Genomic DNA, 18,940 nt, shown 5'->3' with positions numbered 1-18,940 from the left:
ACAATACCCGGTCCATGTGACAAGTATTCTGTTTTTCTTTGCTTTTGTCGGTAAAGTGCTTACTTTTTGGGCCCAATGACACTGCGCATTGCCACCTACAACATTCACAAAGGCGTGATGGGCCTGCGCAGGCCGGCCCTCACCATTCATGAATTACGCCGCTGTCTGCACGATCTGGACGCAGACCTTGTTTTTCTGCAAGAAGTGCAAGGTCGGCACGATGGCCATGCTCGTCGGTTTCCCCATTGGCCGACTCAGGGCCAGCATGAATTTCTCGCCGGTCATTCCGCTCTGGACGACGTGCTGGGCCACGCCTCCGCGCCCCGGTACTTTTCAGCCTACGGCATGAACGCGGTGTACCCGGAAGGCCACCACGGCAATGCTTTGCTGTCGCGTTTCCCCATTGAATGGGCCATGAATCAGGACGTGTCCGACCATCGCCTTGAGCAACGCGGCCTGCTGCATGCCCGGGTGATCACCCCGCAGGGGCCAGTGCATGCGCTGGTGGTGCACTTTGGCCTGTTTGGTGGCAGCCGTGCCCGGCAGGCTGAACAACTGGTGAGTCATGTGCAACGCCACACAGACCCCCACCTGCCACTGATTGTGGCGGGCGATTTCAACGACTGGCGGCGCAAGTTGGGCCCGGTGTTGCGCGCTGGCTTAAAGGCGCACGAGGTGATTCCCGACCAGCACGCGCGCCGCTGGGTGCGCGTGGGCAGCTTTCCTGCGCGTTGGCCTGTCTTGGGGCTGGACCGCGTGTTCGTGCGCGGCTTTGAGGCGGTGAAAGCCGTGGTGCCCCATGGCCCCCAATGGAGTGCGCTGTCCGACCACTCGCCCTTCGTGGTGGACCTTGAACCCAAAGGCCCGGCATGACACCCGCACAGCACCCTCCTGAACGGCCGGGTAACCAGGCCGAACTGCTGGTCGGCGGGCAGAATTACTTTCCCGCCGTGTTGGCGGCCTTGCAGTCAGCCACCCGTGAAATCCGTGTGGAAACCTACATTTTCGCCAACGACGAAGTGGGCATGGCCGTGTGCAAGGCACTGTGCGATGCCTCCCTGCGCGGTGTGCATGTGCGGGTGGTTATCGACGGCTTTGGCGGGCAAGAGGGGGTGGAGCACCATGTGCCCGCCCTGCGTCGCGCCGGTGTCCATGTGCGCGTGTTCCGCCCGGAACGTTCGAAACTGCGCCTGTCTGCCAGCAGGCTCAGGCGCTTGCACCGCAAGCTGATTGCTGTGGACAGGCAATTGGCTTTCGTGGGCGGCATCAACCTGATTGACGACCTCAACCACGAAGATGAACAACACGAACTGCGCATGGCTGAACTGCGTGAGCACCAAGCCTATGTGCACATTCTGGCCGGCGCGGCTGGTTTAAGCCAACGTGTGCAGGAAGCCCGTGTGGAAGGCGAACCGATGGGCCCCCGGTACGATTTCGCAGTGCGCCTTCAAGGCCCTGTGGTGCAGGATGTGTGGAACGCCATGCAATGGCTGTGGTGGCAGGTGGGGCCGCGCGGCAAAGTCACCGACACCTTCACTGCGCGTTGGTGGCGCTTGCGCCGCGAAAGGCTGGCCCGCTTCCTTGCGGAGGACGACGCCTTGGGCCCGGTGCCCCCAGCCGGCGCCATGCGCACCCAACTGGTGTTGCGCGACAATTTCCGGTTTCGCCGCCGCATTGAACGTGCGTACATTCAGGCCCTGAAACAGGCCCACACCTCGGTCGTGCTGGCCAACGCCTATTTTCTGCCCAGCCGCCGACTGCGCCACGCACTTTACGACGCCCGTGCGCGGGGTGTGGTGGTCCAGGTGCTGGTGCAAGGCCGTGTGGAATACCCCTTCCAGCATTACGCCACCCAACACCTTTACGATGAACTGTTGGACCACGGCGTTCAGGTGTATGAATACATGCCCAGTTTTCTGCACGCCAAAGTAGCGGTGGTCGATTCCTGGTGGGCCACCGTGGGTTCGTCCAACCTTGACCCTTTAAGCACCTTGTTCGCCCGCGAGGCCAACATCGTGGTGCAACACCGCCAATTTGCCCAGCAACTGAAGGCGGAATTGCTGCGGGCCATTGAACACGATGCCCGCGTGGTGGACACCGACTGGTCCGCACGGCGAAGCTGGCGCGCCCGGGCCATGAGCTGGCTGTGCTATAAACTGGCGGTGTTGGCGGTGTTGATCACCGCTTGGGGTAGCCGTTACTGAACAGCAGGGTTGCAGCATGGACTTGGTGGTCAGCCGTCCGGAAGGTTTGTATTGCCCGCCGGGCGATTTTTACATCGACCCCTGGCGCAAGGTGCACCGCGCCATCATCACCCACGCCCACGCCGACCATGCCCGAGCAGGGCACCAACATTACCTGTGCGCAACGTCGGGCGCGCGGGTGCTCCAGTCCCGCTTGGGGGCGTTGAATCTCGACACTTTGGACTATGGCCAAACCTTGGTGCACCGTGGGGTTACGGTGTCCCTGCACCCTGCAGGCCATGTGTTGGGCTCGTGTCAAGTGCGGCTGGAATACCGGGGTGAAGTCTGGGTCATCAGCGGCGATTACAAAACCCAGCCCGACCCCACCTGCACCCCTTTCGAACCAGTGCGTTGCCACACCTTCATCACCGAATCCACCTTTGGTTTGCCGGTGTACCGCTGGCGCAATCCCGTTGATGTGTTTGCCGACATCAACCAGTGGTGGGCGGCCAATGCCGCCGAAGGCAAGGCCAGTGTGTTGTATGGCTACTCCTTCGGCAAGGCCCAACGCATCGTTGCGGGGGTGGATGCGTTCATAGGCCCCATCGTCTGCCACAGCGCGGCGCAGGCTTTGAATGTGGCGTACACCGAATCGGGTGTCGCCTTGCCCCACACGATGATGGTGAGTCAGGTTGAAGACCCAGCCGTGTGGTCCCGCTGTTTGGCAATTGCACCCCCCGCCGCACAGGGCGCTGCCTGGATGAAACGTTTCGCCAAGGGCTATTCCGACGGCCTGGCCTCGGGTTGGATGCAATTGCGCGGTTCGCGCCGGCGGGCCAATGTGGACCGGGGGTTTGTGTTGTCCGACCATGCCGACTGGCCGGGCTTGATGTCCGCCATCGGGGCCACCGGTGCCCAGCAGGTGATTGTCACCCACGGCTATGTCGAGCCGATGGTGCGCTGGTTAAGCGATCAGGGTTTGCAGGCCCGCGCCTTCCAAACCGAATATGGTGGGGAACAGGGCGCTGAGGAACCCGCACCAGCCCCTCAGCCCGAGGGCACAGCACCGCAGGAGGCGCCGTTTTGAAAGCCTTCGCCGCCCTGTACAACACACTGGATTCGTCCACCTCCACAGCGCACAAAGTGCAGGCCATGGCCGACTACTTCGCCAAGGCCAAGCCAGCCGATGCCGCGTGGGCTGCGTATTTCCTGTCGGGTGGGAAGCCCCGCCGCACAGTGCCAACCCGCAGTCTGCGTGCTGTGGCCTTGCAAGCCAGTGGCCTGCCCGATTGGCTGTTTGAAGAAAGTTATCAGGCTGTGGGCGACCTGGCCGAAACCATGGCGCATGTGGTGCCCCCTGCTGCACACAGCCACACTGACGGCCAAGGCAGCCGCATCGAGGCCGGTTTGGCGGAATGGATGGAGCGCATCATTCTTCCCCTGCGGGATTTGGATGACACCGAACGCGTCACCGCCTTTTTGCGGGCGTGGCTGCCCTTGCCACCCACCGAACGGTTCTTGCTGGTCAAGCTGGTGGGCGGTGGGTTTCGGGTGGGTGTGTCGCGCCTGTTGGTGACACGCGCATTGGCGCAAGTCAGCGGGGTGGATGCACGGCGCATTGCCGCCCGCATGATGGGCTACACCGACGCCAAACGGCAACCCACAGCCAGCGCATTCTTGGCCTTGGTGGCCCCCGATGAAGACGCCCACTTGCCACGCGCCCCGGGGCAGCCGTTCCCGTTTTTTCTGGCCCACCCGTTTCAGGACGAGGTTCACACCCTGGGGCCGGTGGAAGACTGGTTGGTGGAATGGAAATACGACGGCATACGCGCACAGGCTGTGTGCGACGGCGACACCGTGTGCCTGTGGTCTCGCGGTGAAGAATTGATCAACGATCAGTTTCCCGAACTGGTCGAGGCCCTGCGTGGCCTGCCGGAGGGCACCGTGCTCGACGGTGAAATTCTGGTGTGGGCCGGGCAAGGGCCTGCGCCCTTTCAGGCCCTGCAAGCGCGCTTGAACCGCAAATCAGTCACCCGCAAATTGATGCAGGAATCGCCCGTCGTGTTCATGGCCTACGACCTTCTGGCCCTTCGTGGCCAAACCCTGTTGGACACTCCACAGTGGCCACGCCGACAATCGCTGCAAGAGCCGGGCTTGTTGAATCACCCTTTGCTTCGCTGTTCACCTTTGGTGAGCTCGCCCGCGCACCCTGCCCACAGTTGGGACGCGTTGGCGCAGCTTCGGGCACAAAGCCGCGAGCGGGGTGTTGAGGGCTTCATGCTCAAGCACGCCCAGTCGCGCTACGGGGCAGGGCGCACCAAAGCCGACGGGCTGTGGTGGAAATGGAAGATCGACCCCATGCAAGTGGACTGTGTGCTGGTGTACGCCCAACGTGGCCATGGCCGCCGTGCCAGCTTGTACACCGACTACACCTTCGCCGTGTGGGACCGCAGCCCCCAAACCCCCGAGGAGGCACAGGCCGTTGCGCAAGCCATTGCAAAGGGCGAAGCCGTGGCCGACACCACAGCCCGGGGTTTGCCCCGCTTGGTGCCTTTTGCCAAAGCGTATTCAGGATTGACCGACGAAGAATTCAAACGCGTGGACCGTGAAATTCGCAAACACACCGTGGACAAGTTTGGCCCCGTGCGCACCGTGGTGCCCACCTTGGTGTTTGAACTGGGTTTTGAGGGCATCAGCCTTTCTGGACGCCACAAAAGTGGTGTGGCGGTTCGCTTTCCGCGCATGCTGCGCATTCGCGATGACAAGGCCCTCCACCAAGCCGATACACTGGCTACCCTCAAGGCCTTGTTGCCCGGCAACGCCCCATCTGTTTCAACCGAGGACATGGAATGACAGTCTCCGCGCCAGGCTCACACCGTGAGCCTGAATCCCAAAGCAGCCTGCCCCTCTCCGAAGTGGAACAGTTCGACTTGTTGGGGATTGATTTCTCCAGCAGCCCCACTCGAAAAAAACCGGTGGCGGTGGTGCATGCCCGCTGGGAAGGCCCGGTGCTGAAGGTGCAGTCGGCTTTGTCCTTGCCCACCCTGCCGGAGTTTGAAACCCTGATGCGTGTTGGTGTACAAGCCCAGCCCGGCGCAGCGACACAGGTCGACAGTGTGCAGCCCTTTTTGGCGGTGATCGACATGCCTTTTGGCTTGTCCCGCGAATTGGTGGATGGCTTGAATTGGCCGGGTGCGCGCCGGTCTGATCACCGCACTTGGGTCGACCTCATGACCTTCTACAGCAAACTAAGCCGTGCCGACATCCGCACCACCTTCAAGGCTTGGTGCGATGCTCGCCCGGCCGGCCAAAAGTTCGCCCACCGGTACTGCGACAAACCGGCAGGCTCATCGCCCTCCATGAAGTGGGTCAACCCCCCGGTGGCGTACATGCTGCATGCCGGTGCGCCCTTGCTGCAGAGGGCGGGTGTGTTCATTCCGGGCATGCACCGTGGCGATGAACGGCGCATCGCCCTGGAAGGCTACCCGGGCTATTGGGCCCGCCAAATTCTGGGGCGGCAAAGTTACAAATCCGACGACGCTGCCAAAGACACCGCCGACCGCCGCATGGCGCGCTCCGAGTTGTTGTGCGCCCTCGAAGAAGGCATGGTGCTGGGCATACGCATGGCCTTTCCAAGGTCGGTGCGGGGCATGATGCTTGAAGACCCCAAGGCCGACCACCTGGACGCAGCGCTGTGCGCCTTGGTGGCGGGCTGGTGCGCCAAACGTGCCGACCAGCGCTTCGGCCTTCCCCTGAGGGTAGACCCGGTGGAAGGGTGGATTGCCGGTATCCCGGTATAATCAAGGTTTACGCCCACTGGCCTGCCCGCCGTGAAACACCCACCCTTGGTCGGACTGGACCACCTGTCCGAATTCACCCAGATCATCGATGTGCGAACCCCAGCGGAATTCGCGCTGGACCACATTCCCGGTGCCATCAATTGCCCGGTGCTGAGCAATGAAGAGCGGGTGGTGGTGGGTACGCTGTACAAACAGGTGTCGATCTTTCAGGCCAAGAAAGTGGGTGCCGCCATGGTGGCGCGCAATGTGGCCCATCACCTGGACACGGTGTTTGCCAACCATGACAAAACCTGGCGCCCCTTGGTGGTGTGTTGGCGTGGGGGTAACCGCTCCGGCGCCATGACACACATCCTCAGGCAGGTTGGCTGGGGCGCATCGCAATTGCAAGGCGGCTACAAGGCCTTCCGGCAGCGCGTGCTTGAGGACTTGGCGCAGTGGCCTTCACGCTTCAAGTTCCGCGTCATCTGTGGAGAAACCGGCAGCGCCAAAAGTGCTTTGTTGCAGCGCCTTGCTGCACTGGGTGCTCAGGTGCTGGACCTGGAACACCTGGCCGCCCACAAGGGGTCGGTGCTGGGCCTGTTGATGGACCGGGCCCAACCCAGCCAGAGAATGTTCGACTCCACCGTGTGGCAAGTCCTCTCGGGGTTCGACCCCCAACGCCCCGTGTATGTGGAAGCGGAAAGCAAAAAAATTGGCCTGCTGCGGGTGCCCGAAGCGGTGTTCGAGCAAATGACACGCCACGGTGAAGTCATCCGCGTTCAGGCCGAGGTGCCAGCCCGTGTTGAGTTTTTACTGCGCGATTACGCTTACTTCCTGAGCAACCCTGCGCAACTCAAAACCCAGTTGGCGTTTCTTAAAGACTTGCACGGTCATGAACAAATTCGACAGTGGCACGCCTTGGTGGACGCCGGTCAATGGGAAGCCTTGGTCACCGACCTGCTCACCCGCCATTACGACCGGGCTTACCGAAAATCAACCCCGCAATGGCTGGCGGGTTACAGCGCAGCCCACTGCCTGCCCATTCAGAGCCTGGACGACAACAGCCTGAACGCCGCTGCCCTCAGCCTGCTCGGTCAGCAGGCTTTGTAAGACGACAGGTGAATGCTGGTTTCGCTGGTTTGAATGCCCCGAATCAGCCGAATCCGCTCCAGCACATCAGAAAGCCCCTGCAGGCTTTCAGCCCGCAACTCGGCCAGCAAGTCCCATCGCCCATTGGTGCCATGCAAAGCCGCCACGCCGGGCTCGCCCAGCAGGCTGGCCACCACCCGCCGGGTGTCGTTGCCTTCCACCTGAATGCTCATCCACGCGCTGATGGTGTTGTCCTGCACCTCGGGCTTCAGCAGCACGGTGTAGCCCACAATCAAGCCCTCGTCTTCCAGCCGCGTCAGCCGCTTTTTCACGGTTGCGCGGCTTAGCCCCAGTTTGTGGGCCAGGTCCACCAGTCCAAGCCGCGCGTTCTGGCGCAGCAGGCTGATCAAGTGCAAATCCGTGTTGTCCATGGTGTTTGCTCATTGTGTGCAAGTCGTCTACCCATTGTGCGCAAAAAGTGGCTTTTTGCAATCACCTTGCAGGCTGGTTCTTGCACCTCAGCTCGGGTCACCATGGGCCATGCATCACACCGCCGAAACGGCCAGGAGGGCAGCCATGCACACCGTTCCCCACACCCGTCTGCTGGAAACCCATCACATCGCCGAGTTGGTTGCCCGCCGGGGTTTTCGCACTGTCTTGAACACGCTGGTCGACGCCATTGCGCACGACTACCGGCGTTGGTCCGCATTCGACAAATCATCCCGCATGGCGTGTCACAGCGTGGCGGGGGTCATTGAGCTCATGCCCATTTCCGACGGGGATTGGTTCTCGGTCAAGTACGTCAATGGCCACCCTGGCAACCCGAAGCAAGGCTTGCCCACAGTCATGGCCTTGGGGGCATTGGCCCCTGTGCACACCGGGGTGCCGGTGCTGCTCAGCGAACTCACCTTAAGTACCGCACTGCGCACGGCGGCTACCTCGGTGTTGGCCGCACGGGCCATGGTGGCCGCGCCTCCTGTCTGCATGGCGGTCATTGGCAATGGCGCACAAAGCGAGTTTCAGGCGCTGGCCTTTGCAGGCCTGATGGGCGTTCAACAGTTCAGGCTGTTTGATGTGGACCCAGAGGCAAGCCTTCGTTTGGCCCGACGCTTGAAGACTGAAGGCTTGCGGGTTAGTCTGTGTCATAGCGTGGATGAAGCAGTCCAAGAGGCGGATGTGATCACAACCCTCACGGCGGACAAATGCAAGGCCCAATTGTTCACGGCGCAGGCCGTGCGGCCCGGTGCGCACATCAATGCGGTGGGGGGCGACTGCCCCGGTAAAACCGAGTTGCATCCCGACGTGCTGGCCGCTGCCCGTGTGGTGGTTGAATACGAACCACAAACCCGTGTGGAAGGCGACATTCAACAAATGCCCGCCGACTTCCCCGTCACCGAATTGTGGCGCGTGCTCTCGGGCCAAGTGCCCGGCCGTCAACATCCCGACCAAATCACCGTGTTCGATTCTGTCGGCTTTGCGCTGGAAGACTTCAGCACCTTGCGTACCTGGTGGCAAATGGCGCAAGAGGACAACCTTGGGCATTGGGTGTCACTGGCCCCTTCAAGCGCCAACCCGAAAGACCTCTACGGTTGCCTGCACACCGCGCACAATGGGGTGGTTCATGCGGCGTGATCCAGCCCTTGCCCTCATTCAAGCGGGCACCAGCGTGGGCACCACCAGCCCGGGCACCGAAGAGGCGCCTGCAGTGCTGGCCGCCACGCTGGCTGAGAGTTTGCGCCAACAGCACTGGGCTGTGCATTGCCCACTCCCACTGAGTGGCCCTGCCAACCCCAACACACCGGTGTTGGGTGGTTATCGCAATTTGCAGGAAACTGCGGCGTGGGTGCAGCAGGTGTATGGGGCGGTGGAAACATCACTGGCGCAAGGCCACCTGCCTGTGATGCTGGGTGGTGATCATGCCTTGTCCATCGGGTCCATTGCCGCAGTGGCGGCCCACTGTCGCGCAGTCAACCGCCCTTTGCGTGTTGTCTGGGTGGACGCCCACGCCGATTTCAACACCGCCGACACCTCACCCACCGGCAACCTGCATGGCATGCCCTTGGCTTGCCTGTGCGGTCAAGGGCCGCCTGAGTTGTTGGCTGTGATGGGCCATCGCGCCGCCCTCAAACCCGATCAAGTCTGTTACCTGGGCCTGCGTGAAATGGACCCGCTGGAGTCGCTTGCTGTCGAGGCCAGCGGGCTGCACCGGGTCAGCACCGCTGACCTGGCCAACTTGGGTGTGGACGAGGCCATGACGCGTGTCCTTGCCCACATTCCCCCCAACGCGCACCTGCACATCAGCTTCGATGTGGACAGCCTCAACCCCGAGGAGGCGCCCGGTGTTGGAACCCCGGTGCAGGGCGGGCCCGGGGTGGACACCATGGCGCAGTGCCTGCTCAGGCTTGCCCAAACAGGGCAGGTGGCGTCGATGGACGTGGTGGAATACAACCCCCGGCGCGATGAGGCAGGCCGCACGGCCAAGGCGGTTCAGCAGTTGGTGAGGCTGGCCCTCTCCAACCGGGCTGGTCTTCAGGCCGCTCGCCATCGGCCACAGGCCGAGCACGAACAGCAGCTTGCCGAAACAGTCAGCCGCCTGAACCTTGACGAAAGCCGCATACACGCCGATGCCGCGCAGTGGGTCACCGCCATGCGGCAAAGGCAACCCGCCCGCCTTGGTGTGCACCGCCTGATGCATGAGTACGGCTTGAGTACCCCCGAAGGCATGGCCTTGATGTGTTTGGCCGAAGCCCTGTTGCGGGTGCCTGACAACGCCACCCGAGATGCCCTGATTCACGATGCCTTGGGCAAGCCCGATTGGTCATCTCACTTGGGGCACAGTGATTCCCTGTTCGTCAATGCCACCACCTGGGGGCTGTTGATTGCAGGCAAATGGGTCAGTGCCCTCAACCACACCGAGGGTTGGCGTGCCCTTACAGCGGCGCTGGCGAGGGGGGGCGAGCCCCTGCTGCGCGCGGCAGTCACACAGGCGGTCGGTGTGCTGGGCCAACAGTTTGTGATGGCTGACACCATTGAACAGGGTATGCACAAGGCCGATTCAGCCGGTGTACTGTGCTCGTTCGACATGCTGGGCGAAGCCGCGCTGGCCCCGGCAGACGCTGACCGTTACGAGGCCGCCTACCGCCATGCCATCGATTGTGTGGGCAACACTCAGGCTCATTCAATGAGCCCGAAGCACAGTGTGTCCATCAAACTGTCCGCCCTCTATTGGCATTACGACACCTTGCACGCCGCAGAGGTACATCGCCATCTGTATCCGCGTTTGCTGCGCTTGGTTCAGCAGGCGCACAGCCACGGTGTCATGGTCAACTTGGACGCTGAAGAATGCCACCGCCTCGAGTTGTCTCTGGCCTTGTTTGAACGCTTGGCGTACGAGCCTTCATTGCGGGCTTATCAAGGCTTGGGTTTTGTGGTGCAGGCCTACCAGACCCGTGCGCATGCCGTGCTTGAAAGCTTGGCACAGTTGGCGCAGAACACGGGCCATCGCTTCCCGGTGCGTTTGGTCAAAGGCGCTTACTGGGACACTGAGGTCAAGCTGGCCCAACAGGCTGGCCTTGCGCAATGCCCGGTGTTCATCGGCAAACACCTCACCGACCTGAACTACCTTGTGTGTGCCGACCAACTTTTGGCCCGGCCCGATGTGTTTTTCCCCCAACTGGCCACACACAACGCGTGGTCGGTGGCGGCGGTGCTGCACCTTGCACGCCGCCACGGGGTCAGCGACTTTGAAATGCAGGCCCTGCATGGCATGGGCGAGGCCCTTTACAGCCATGTGCCTGTGCCCTGTCGAACCTATGCGCCCATTGGCCCGGCCGTGGACCTGTTGCCTTACCTGGTGCGCCGCCTTCTGGAAAACGGCGCCAACACCTCCTTCGTTCACCGCCTTGCGGACCCTTCAACGCCGCTGGATGAAGTGCTGCAATCACCGCTCAGTGCCTTGCGTGCTGCGTCCGCTTCAAGGGCCAAAGCCCACAGCCTTCAGGCCAGCGAACTGTACACAGGCCACCCGTCAATGGCCCGCAACAATTCCCCCGGACTGGACATTCTGGACCCCGCCGAGTTACACCACCTGCTGGCCTTGGGTGTGCCCCGGCCTGTGCTGGGCGAACGGCCTGAATGGGCCAACCCAGCCCACATTGGCCAAGCATTGAACGCCGCTCGGGCACAACACCACACATGGGCTGCATCCAGTCTGCAGCAGCGCTCGGCACTGTTTAAAGCCTTGGCCCACGCCATGGTTCAGGACCGCGATTCCGCCCTCGTGTGCCTTGTCCACGAAGCCCGAAAAACCTGGCGCAGTGCTGTGGCTGAATGGCGTGAAGCCATCGACTTTTGCGAACACAACGCCACGCAGGTGCTCACCCTGCAGCCCACCAAGCCACCTGCGGGTGTGGCCCTGTGCATCAGCCCATGGAATTTCCCGGTGGCCATTTTGGTGGGCCAAATGGTCACGGCTTTGGCCAGTGGCCGCCCGGTGCTGCTCAAGCCCGCCGAGCAAACACCCCATTGCGCACAGTGGGTGCTGCGTTGCATGCACGCAGCCTGCAAAGCCGTGGGCTTGTCGCAGTCGCTGGTTCAGGTGTTGCATGGTGATGGTGATGTGGGCGCCCAGCTGGTTCAGGCCCCCGGTGTTGGTTTGGTGATGTTCACCGGTTCCTGCGAGGTGGCCCGCCACATTCAAAACACCTTGCTCAACACGTCCGGCGATGGCCCCCCAGCCCTGCTGGTGGCGGAAACGGGTGGGCAGAATGTCATGCTGGCCGATGCCACTGCCCATGTGGACCAACTGGTGCGTGATGTGATGGAGTCCGCGTTCGACAGCGCCGGCCAACGCTGCTCAGCCACCCGCGTGCTGTGTGTGCAAGATGACATTGCCGACACAGTGCTTCAACGCCTGAAGGCCGTCATGGCCACCTGGGTGATCGGCCCGGCCCATCAGCCCAACACCGATGTTGGCCCCATGATCGACCAACAGGCCTGGATGGCGGTGGAACATTATGTGGGCCAGTGCCTGGACCGTGGCTTGCCCGTGCACCGCACCCACTGGCCCGACCATGGACAGGGTCAGTCGGACTGGTTCTGTCCGCCCACGGTGGTGGAATTGAATGACTGGGAGGATTTGGGCGACGAAGTCTTTGGCCCGGTGTTGCACATCCTTCGTTATGGCGCCCACGAACTGGAAGCCACGCTGGAACGCATCAACGCTCTGGGGTATGGCCTGACTGCGGGCTTGCACAGCCGCATAGAATCCGTTCACCAATCGTTTGCGGACCGATTGCGTGTGGGCAACCTCTACATCAACCGAAACACCATCGGCGCGGTGGTGGGCTCGCAGCCTTTTGGTGGCCGTGGCCTTTCGGGCACCGGGCCCAAGGCGGGTGGGCGTTGGTTGTTGCCCTGGGTCAGCGCTTGCCCCTTGCCCGCAGCCGAACCCTTGTTGCTGCCCGGCCCGGTCGGCGAGCGCAACACCCTGAACCACAAGCCACGCGGGCTGGTGTGGTGTGCAGGCCCATCGCCCTCGGATGTGCGAGCCCAAACCGAACAGGCCTTGGCCACTGGCAACCAGGTGTGGGCAGGCCCCAACCCACCTTTAAGCCGGGTGGACGCTGTGCTGGTGGCTGGCGACGCCGCCACACTGCAGCTGGTGCATCGCGCAGTGTTTGACAATCAGCCTGCGCTGGTGCCCGTGTGTGGCCCGGGGCCTGATGGCCGCTACCCCTTGCACGCACTGCTGTGGGAACAAGTGCTCAGCGTGAACACAGCCGCCATGGGCGGCAATCCGGAATTGCTGGGCATGGCACAATAAGCGCCATTCAATGCAGTACTGGGTGGTCTATGGCAGAGTTTCGGGGAATTCCGCCGGGTCCCAATGTGGGAACCCAGCTCAAAGCCTTGCGGCAACGTCAACGGCGTGCAGCCAAAACCCAAGCGCCCAGCGAACCCACACAGCCCTCCACCCAGGCCGCCGCTTCACCCCATGCCGTGCCCCTGTCGGCACTTGGCCCGGTGCAGGTGCAGGCGTTCTTTGAACGCCGACAATGGCGCGCGTTCGATTACCAGCAACAGGTGTGGGCCGCCATGCAGGCTGGCCACAGCGGCTTGTTGCATGCCACCACGGGTGCCGGAAAAACCATGGCGGTTTGGTTTGGGGCTTTGCTGGCCCTGGCCCCCAAGCCTGCCCCACGCGCAGCGCGAACCCGCGTGTTGTGGGTGACGCCCATGCGCGCCTTGGCCGCAGACACCACCAAAGCCCTTCAAGCCAGCGCATGCGAACTGCTCACCGACCTGCAGGTGGGCATGCTGACCGGTGACACAGACACCGCCACACGCAGCCAGATTCAGCGCAAGCCACCGGCTGCACTTGTCACCACCCCTGAAAGCCTCACCCTCATGCTGACCCGCGCAGCCGGGCAGGACGCCCTTCGCGACATTGCGATTGTGGTGGTGGATGAATGGCACGAACTGGTGGGCAACAAACGTGGCGTGCAACTGCAACTTGCACTGGCCCGCTTGGCCACGGTGAACCCTGCGCTTCAGGTGTGGGGCCTAAGTGCCACCTTGGGCAATTTGCAGACCGCGCTTCAGGTGCTGACCCACCCAGTGCAAGCCGCCCCCAAGCCACCTGTGTTGGTGCAGGGCGCCTTGCCCAAGGCCTTGCTCATCGATAGCTTGATTCCCGATGGCGAACACCGCTTTCCGTGGGGTGGCCATTTGGGTTTGTCACAACTGGACTGGGTGGTGCGCGAACTGGACAGCAGCGCCTCCACCCTCGTGTTTACCAACACCCGTTCACAGGCTGAAATTTGGTACCACGCCGTGCTGGAAGCCAAACCCGAATGGGCCGGACTTATCGCCTTGCACCATGGTTCGCTGGACAAATCAGTGCGCGACTGGGTTGAAACAGGCCTGAAAGCCGGTGCACTCAAAGCCGTGGTGTGCACCTCATCGCTGGACCTTGGTGTGGACTTTCTGCCTGTTGAGCGTGTGCTGCAAATCGGCTCGCCCAAGGGTGTGGCCCGTTTGCTTCAACGGGCTGGCCGGTCTGGCCATGCGCCGGGCAGGCCTTCCCGCATCACCGTGGTGCCCACCCATGCACTGGAATTGGTAGAGGCGGCCGCTGCCCGTCACGCGGCGCTGGCTGGTCAAATTGAAAGCCGTCACAGCCCACAGGCCCCGCTGGATGTGCTGGTTCAACATGTGGTGTCTGTGGCCATGGGCTCAGGCTTTGAGCCTGACGCTTTGTATGCAGAAGTGCGCCAAAGCTGGGCTTACAAAGACTTGACGCGCGAAGCGTTCGACTGGGCCGTGTGTTTTGCCGAGCAGGGCGGTGACAGCCTTCAAGCCTACCCTGATTACCAACGCATCGCCCGCGACGAAGCCGGTGTGTACCGCGTACCGCGCCGCGACATTGCGCGCCGTCATGCCATGTCGGTGGGCACCATTGTGTCGGACTCGTCCATGCAAGTGGCGTGGATGACAGGCGGCCGATTGGGCACCATTGAAGAAGGGTTTATTGCCCGCTTGAAACCCGGTGATTGTTTCAGCTTCGCAGGCCGCGTGCTGGAATTGGTGAAGGTGCGCGACATGACTGCGTATGTGCGCAAGGCCTCGCGCAAAAAGGCCACCGTGCCGCAGTGGCAGGGCGGCAAAATGCCACTGAGCAGTGAACTGGCCCACGCCTCACTGTTGATGCTTGAGTCCGCTTCACAAGCACTGGCCCAAGGCACACCCATGCCGGGGCCGGAGTTGCAGGCTGTTCAAGCCTTGTTGGCTTTGCAGGCCCGTTGGAGTGCCATTCCCGACACGCAAACTCTGGTGGTTGAAACCCTGCACAGCAAAGAAGGCCACCACTTGTTTGTGTATCCGTTTGAAGGGCGCACCGTGCACATTGGCTTGGCCAGTCTGTTTGCGTGGCGCGCCTCGCAGCACGTGCCCGGTACATTCTCCATCGCCATGAGCGACTACGGTTTCGAATTGCTCAGCCCCGAGCCGGTGGACTGGGCGCATTGGCTGGGCTTGAAGGGCGGTCAGGCCCCGGTGTTGAGCACCGAAGGCCTGTTGGACGATGTCATGGCCTGCCTGAATGCCTCGGAATTGGCCCAGCGCCGTTTCCGCGAAATTGCCCGCATTGCAGGGTTGGTGTTTCAAGGCTTTCCCGGCGCGGGTAAAAGTGCCCGCCAGTTGCAGGCTTCCAGCAGCCTGTTCTTCGATGTATTCCGAAAATTCGACCAAGGCAATTTGCTGCTCACCCAGGCCGAACGCGAGGCGCTGGAACATGAGCTGGATTTGACCCGCATGCGCAGCAGCCTGAAAGCCATGCAGCGCAAACGGCTGGTGTTTCGCACCATCGACAGGCCCACCCCTTTCGCCTTCCCGTTGCTGATTGAACGCTTGCGCGAAAGTGTGAGTACCGAAAGCCTCAGTGACCGTGTGGCCCGGATGGTGGCCGAGCTGGAGAAGGCGGCGCTGGCGGGTTAGGGCTTAGCCAAACTTGAATTGTGGAACGGCGATGAACCCCGCCCTTGCGGTAGAGTATTGGCCGTTAAGTTGTGCATCCGCTTTGTCGATTTCTGCGACTACACGTTTCAGGTGGCTGTGATCATTGATGGCCATATTGACCATCACACTTTGTACCTGTTCGAATTCATCTTCGGCAGCTTTGACTAACTCAGCCGAATTCATGTTCACTTCGCGATCAGAGCGTTTCAATGAACATTGCCTTTTTAGGTAATCAATTGCATCTTCGCAATTTTGAAGCGCTTTGGTTCCCATTTGTATTAACTGAGTCAAGTCACTTAAGTTGGTCTGGCTTCTGGCCAATTGGTCGGCCACTGAATAGGCGGCTTGGTGGAGGGCGCGTTGGTGCAGATTGGCCGCTCTTCGAAGTTCTTGCTCCGCAATAATCTTGAATCCTGTTGCAGTCACATGGTTGTGTGACGCCAGATCGCCCAGAGTGTTGAATGCCAATTCATTCCGTGCAGTTTTTGCAGGATCTGTCCTAGTAAGCCAACCCATCATCAACCTCTTCGGTAAACTGAAAAAAATTGGTGTCTTGTTCGGTCCCAATGATTCCGCAGTCACTCCGGTCTGATTGAACAACGTTCCGTTCTGCCCATGCAGCTGCTCACCTCAGCCCAGCCTGTTTGCCGCAAGCAAACACCCTTTGGCCCCATCGACTTGTTGTTGGGCCGGGCTGTGTTGTTGCCCGAACATCAGGCTCTGTTGGTGGCCGATGTGCATCTGGGCAAAGCCGCCACGTTTCGCCAATTGGGTGTACCCGTGCCGGCAGGCACCACGCAAGACAACCTCAACCGCCTCACCGCGTTGATGCTTGCCCACCAGCCTGCGCATTTGGTTTTCCTGGGTGATCTGCTTCACGCCCGGGCCGCCCACAACCCCGACCTGTTGCAGGCCCTGGCCGCATGGCGCAGCCAGCACGCGGCAGTGGGCATGACGCTGGTGCGCGGCAACCACGACGACCGCGCAGGCGACCCCCCAGCCAGCCTGAACATCGCCGTAGTGGATGAACCTTGGGCCATGGGCCGCTTCAGCCTGTGCCACCACCCTCAAACCGTGACCGGGCAATTGGTGATTGCCGGGCATGTGCACCCGGTCGTGCACTTGCAGGGCAAGGGGCGGGACAGGGCACGCTTGCCCTGTTTTCATTGCGAGGCTGGCGTGCTCACCTTGCCTGCCTTTGGAACGTTCACCGGCGGCCATCCGGTTAAACCAGACGCCGCCGATTGGTGTGTGCCCGTGGTGGGCTAGGGCTTAACGCCGGGCCTTACTGCCGGGCCTTATTGCCGTGCTTTGCCGCCCAGTGCAGCCACCAGCAGCAGGCCACCGGCCACGCTGATGTTCTTCATGAACAGCAACTGCTGCACAAAGGCCTGGTCGGCAGGCATGGCCCAGTAGTTGTGGAAAATCACCGAGGCCGCCAAGGTAAAGCCTGCCAGCACCAAGGCTGCAATGCGGGCCTGAAAGCCCAGCATCAAGGCCAGGCCAGCGCCAATCTCAACCACAATGGTCACCACGGTCAGCACTTCGGGCAGGGGCAGGCCCACCGAGGCAATGTAGCCCGCTGTGCCAGCAAAGCCCGTCACCTTGCTGAAACCGGCCAGCACAAACATCAGCGCCAACAACACTCGGCCCACATGGGCCAAAGGGGCCTGTACAGTGTTCAGGGTTGCTTCAATAAAATTCAGTTTTTCAGTGCTTGTTGTCATGATCGTCCACCTCTTGTGGTTGTTGATGATGGGTGAATCATGCGCCCCATCGCCCAGCGTGGGTTAATAATCCTTTTTCTATCTTGTTCAAAAAAATAGAATAAAAATACGCAGCCAAACCCCCGAACTCAGGCCAAGCCCAGCCACCCCAAGGCCTTTGCCTTTTTTCCCGGAAATAACGTACACTCATAAAAAAACGAACGTTCGGTCTATTTTTCATGCGCAAAGGTGAGCAAACCCGTGTCGCCATCGTGGAGGCGGCTCTCGACATCGCGTCCACACAAGGGCTCGAGGGCTTGACCATTGGCTCAATCGCGGAAAAGATGACCATGAGCAAAAGCGGCGTGTTTGCCCACTTTGGCTCGCGTGAAGATTTGCAGATCGCTGTCCTTAAAGAGTACGAAACCCAGTTCATCCAGTCCGTGCTGTTCCCCTGTTTGAAAGAGCCTCGCGGTTTGCCCCGCTTGAAGGCGATTTTCATGCGCTGGCTGGACCGGATCGGCAAGGAAATCGACAGCGGTTGTATTTACATTTCCGGCGCCACAGAATACGACGACCGGCCCGGCGCCGTGCGCGACGTGCTGGTGAAAATGCACCGCGATTGGCAAAAGGAAATGCATCGTGCAGCGTCTCAAGCCATCGACGAAGGGCACCTGTGTGCCCGTGCGCTGGAAGCGGACCAATTGGTCTTTGACATGGTGGGGCTCATTCTCGCAGCCCACCAACAAGGTCGCCTCATGGGCGATATTCATTCCGTGCAACGTGCCCGCAATGGCTTTGAGCGCATGATTGCCCATTACCAAAACCAAGAAGCCAAAACGACAGAACCCTAACCTACGCAGTACCAGGAGACTTAGCATGAGCCAATACACGCCACCCATTCGCGATATGCAATTCGTGATGCACGAGCTGTTTAACGCCGAAGCCACCTTCAAGGAAATTCCCGCGTTTGCAGACATGGACGCCGACACCATGAACCAGATTCTGGAAGAGGGTGGCAAGTTCTGCGCTGAGGTTCTGCAACCCCTGAACGCCGTGGGCGACTCCGAAGGCTGTACCCACAACAAAACCGACTTCTCCGTCAAAACACCCACAGGCTTCAAAGAAGCCTACGCCAAGTTTGTGGAAGCTGGTTGGGCCTCACTGAGCTGCGACCCTGAATTCGGCGGCCAAGGCCTGCCCGTCACCGTGAACCAGGCCTTCTACGAAATGATGAACGCCGCCAACCAAGCCTGGACCATGTACCCCGGCCTGACCCACGGCGCTTACGACTGCCTGCACGCCCACGGCACCCCCGAACAAAAATCCACCTACCTGCCCAAGCTGACCAGCGGCGAATGGACCGGCACCATGTGCCTGACCGAACCCCACTGCGGTACCGACCTGGGCATGCTGCGCAGCAAGGCCGAGCCACAAGCCGACGGCAGCTACAAAATCACCGGCGCGAAAATCTTCATCAGCAGTGGTGAACACGACATGGCCGAGAACATCATTCACCTGGTGTTGGCCCGCCTGCCCGACGCGCCTGCCGGCACCAAGGGTATCTCCCTGTTCCTCGTGCCCAAGTTCATCCCCAACGCTGACGGTTCACTGGGTGCACGCAACCCCATCAACTGCGGCGCCATCGAACACAAAATGGGCATTC

15 protein-coding genes are annotated in these 18,940 nt (G+C 61.2%); 12 read left to right on the top strand and 3 right to left on the bottom strand.

Annotated elements, in window-relative coordinates:
• The first annotated feature begins 75 nt into the window (after window positions 1-75).
• The 6 genes from ACK4FF_RS00075 to mnmH are packed head-to-tail and all read left to right on the top strand — an operon-like array spanning window position 76 to window position 7,072.
• A complete protein-coding gene (locus ACK4FF_RS00075; protein ID WP_409703099.1) occupies window positions 76-873 on the top strand; it encodes an endonuclease/exonuclease/phosphatase family protein in 798 nt (265 codons plus the stop codon).
• Entirely contained in the window at window positions 870-2,204 is a 1,335-nt protein-coding gene (locus ACK4FF_RS00070) for a phospholipase D-like domain-containing protein (protein WP_409703096.1), read from the top strand. The genes ACK4FF_RS00075 and ACK4FF_RS00070 overlap by 4 nt, the downstream gene beginning before the upstream one ends.
• 16 nt (window positions 2,205-2,220) lie before the next feature.
• A complete protein-coding gene (locus ACK4FF_RS00065; protein ID WP_409703093.1) occupies window positions 2,221-3,270 on the top strand; it encodes a ligase-associated DNA damage response exonuclease in 1,050 nt (349 codons plus the stop codon).
• Window positions 3,267-5,036 carry a cisplatin damage response ATP-dependent DNA ligase gene (locus tag ACK4FF_RS00060; protein WP_409703090.1) on the top strand — a complete coding sequence of 590 codons (1,770 nt, stop codon included), beginning with the start codon at window positions 3,267-3,269 and terminating at the stop codon, window positions 5,034-5,036. The genes ACK4FF_RS00065 and ACK4FF_RS00060 overlap by 4 nt, the downstream gene beginning before the upstream one ends.
• Window positions 5,033-5,983, top strand: a complete 951-nt coding sequence (locus ACK4FF_RS00055) for a DUF429 domain-containing protein (RefSeq protein WP_409703088.1) — start codon at window positions 5,033-5,035, stop codon at window positions 5,981-5,983. The genes ACK4FF_RS00060 and ACK4FF_RS00055 overlap by 4 nt, the downstream gene beginning before the upstream one ends.
• 30 nt (window positions 5,984-6,013) lie before the next feature.
• Complete coding sequence (gene mnmH / locus ACK4FF_RS00050) at window positions 6,014-7,072, top strand: tRNA 2-selenouridine(34) synthase MnmH (RefSeq protein ID WP_409703085.1); 1,059 nt, start codon at window positions 6,014-6,016, stop codon at window positions 7,070-7,072.
• Here the strand turns inward: mnmH and ACK4FF_RS00045 are convergent.
• On the bottom strand, window positions 7,057-7,482 hold the full coding sequence (locus ACK4FF_RS00045) for an Lrp/AsnC family transcriptional regulator (RefSeq protein ID WP_409703082.1): 426 nt from the start codon (window positions 7,480-7,482) through the stop codon (window positions 7,057-7,059). The two genes, mnmH and ACK4FF_RS00045, sit on opposite strands and share 16 nt — an antisense overlap.
• 145 nt (window positions 7,483-7,627) lie before the next feature.
• Here ACK4FF_RS00045 and ACK4FF_RS00040 point away from each other — a divergent pair, with 145 nt between their 5' ends.
• The 3 genes from ACK4FF_RS00040 to ACK4FF_RS00030 are packed head-to-tail and all read left to right on the top strand — an operon-like array spanning window position 7,628 to window position 15,547.
• Window positions 7,628-8,683, top strand: a complete 1,056-nt coding sequence (locus tag ACK4FF_RS00040) for an ornithine cyclodeaminase (protein ID WP_409703079.1) — start codon at window positions 7,628-7,630, stop codon at window positions 8,681-8,683.
• The gene (locus ACK4FF_RS00035; RefSeq protein WP_409703076.1) at window positions 8,673-12,875 is read left to right on the top strand and encodes a proline dehydrogenase family protein; all 4,203 of its coding nucleotides are present in this window, start codon (window positions 8,673-8,675) and stop codon (window positions 12,873-12,875) included. The genes ACK4FF_RS00040 and ACK4FF_RS00035 overlap by 11 nt, the downstream gene beginning before the upstream one ends.
• Window positions 12,876-12,904: 29 nt before the next feature.
• Window positions 12,905-15,547 (top strand): ligase-associated DNA damage response DEXH box helicase, encoded by a 2,643-nt coding sequence (locus ACK4FF_RS00030; RefSeq protein ID WP_409703072.1) that lies wholly within the window; start codon window positions 12,905-12,907, stop codon window positions 15,545-15,547.
• Between the two features lie 3 nt (window positions 15,548-15,550).
• Here ACK4FF_RS00030 and ACK4FF_RS00025 read toward each other — a convergent pair whose 3' ends face one another.
• Complete coding sequence (locus ACK4FF_RS00025) at window positions 15,551-16,087, bottom strand: hypothetical protein (protein ID WP_409703069.1); 537 nt, start codon at window positions 16,085-16,087, stop codon at window positions 15,551-15,553.
• A gap of 96 nt (window positions 16,088-16,183) precedes the next feature.
• Between ACK4FF_RS00025 and pdeM the strand changes: the two genes are divergently transcribed.
• Window positions 16,184-16,837, top strand: a complete 654-nt coding sequence (gene pdeM / locus ACK4FF_RS00020; protein ID WP_409703066.1) for a ligase-associated DNA damage response endonuclease PdeM — start codon at window positions 16,184-16,186, stop codon at window positions 16,835-16,837.
• Between the two features lie 29 nt (window positions 16,838-16,866).
• Here the strand turns inward: pdeM and ACK4FF_RS00015 are convergent, their stop codons facing one another.
• Window positions 16,867-17,295 carry a DoxX family protein gene (locus ACK4FF_RS00015; RefSeq protein ID WP_409703063.1) on the bottom strand — a complete coding sequence of 143 codons (429 nt, stop codon included), beginning with the start codon at window positions 17,293-17,295 and terminating at the stop codon, window positions 16,867-16,869.
• A gap of 218 nt (window positions 17,296-17,513) precedes the next feature.
• Here ACK4FF_RS00015 and ACK4FF_RS00010 point away from each other — a divergent pair, with 218 nt between their 5' ends.
• Window positions 17,514-18,128 (top strand): TetR/AcrR family transcriptional regulator, encoded by a 615-nt coding sequence (locus ACK4FF_RS00010; protein ID WP_409703060.1) that lies wholly within the window; start codon window positions 17,514-17,516, stop codon window positions 18,126-18,128.
• Window positions 18,129-18,153: 25 nt separating this feature from the next.
• The coding region (locus ACK4FF_RS00005) for an acyl-CoA dehydrogenase N-terminal domain-containing protein (protein ID WP_409703057.1) at window positions 18,154-18,940 on the top strand (787 nt) is incomplete at its 3' end.

It is taken from the genome of Limnobacter sp. (assembly GCF_046297615.1).
GTDB lineage: Bacteria > Pseudomonadota > Gammaproteobacteria > Burkholderiales > Burkholderiaceae_B > Limnobacter.
Note: the sequence above shows the minus strand (reverse complement) of the source record. Positions and strands in the feature narration are given on the sequence as shown.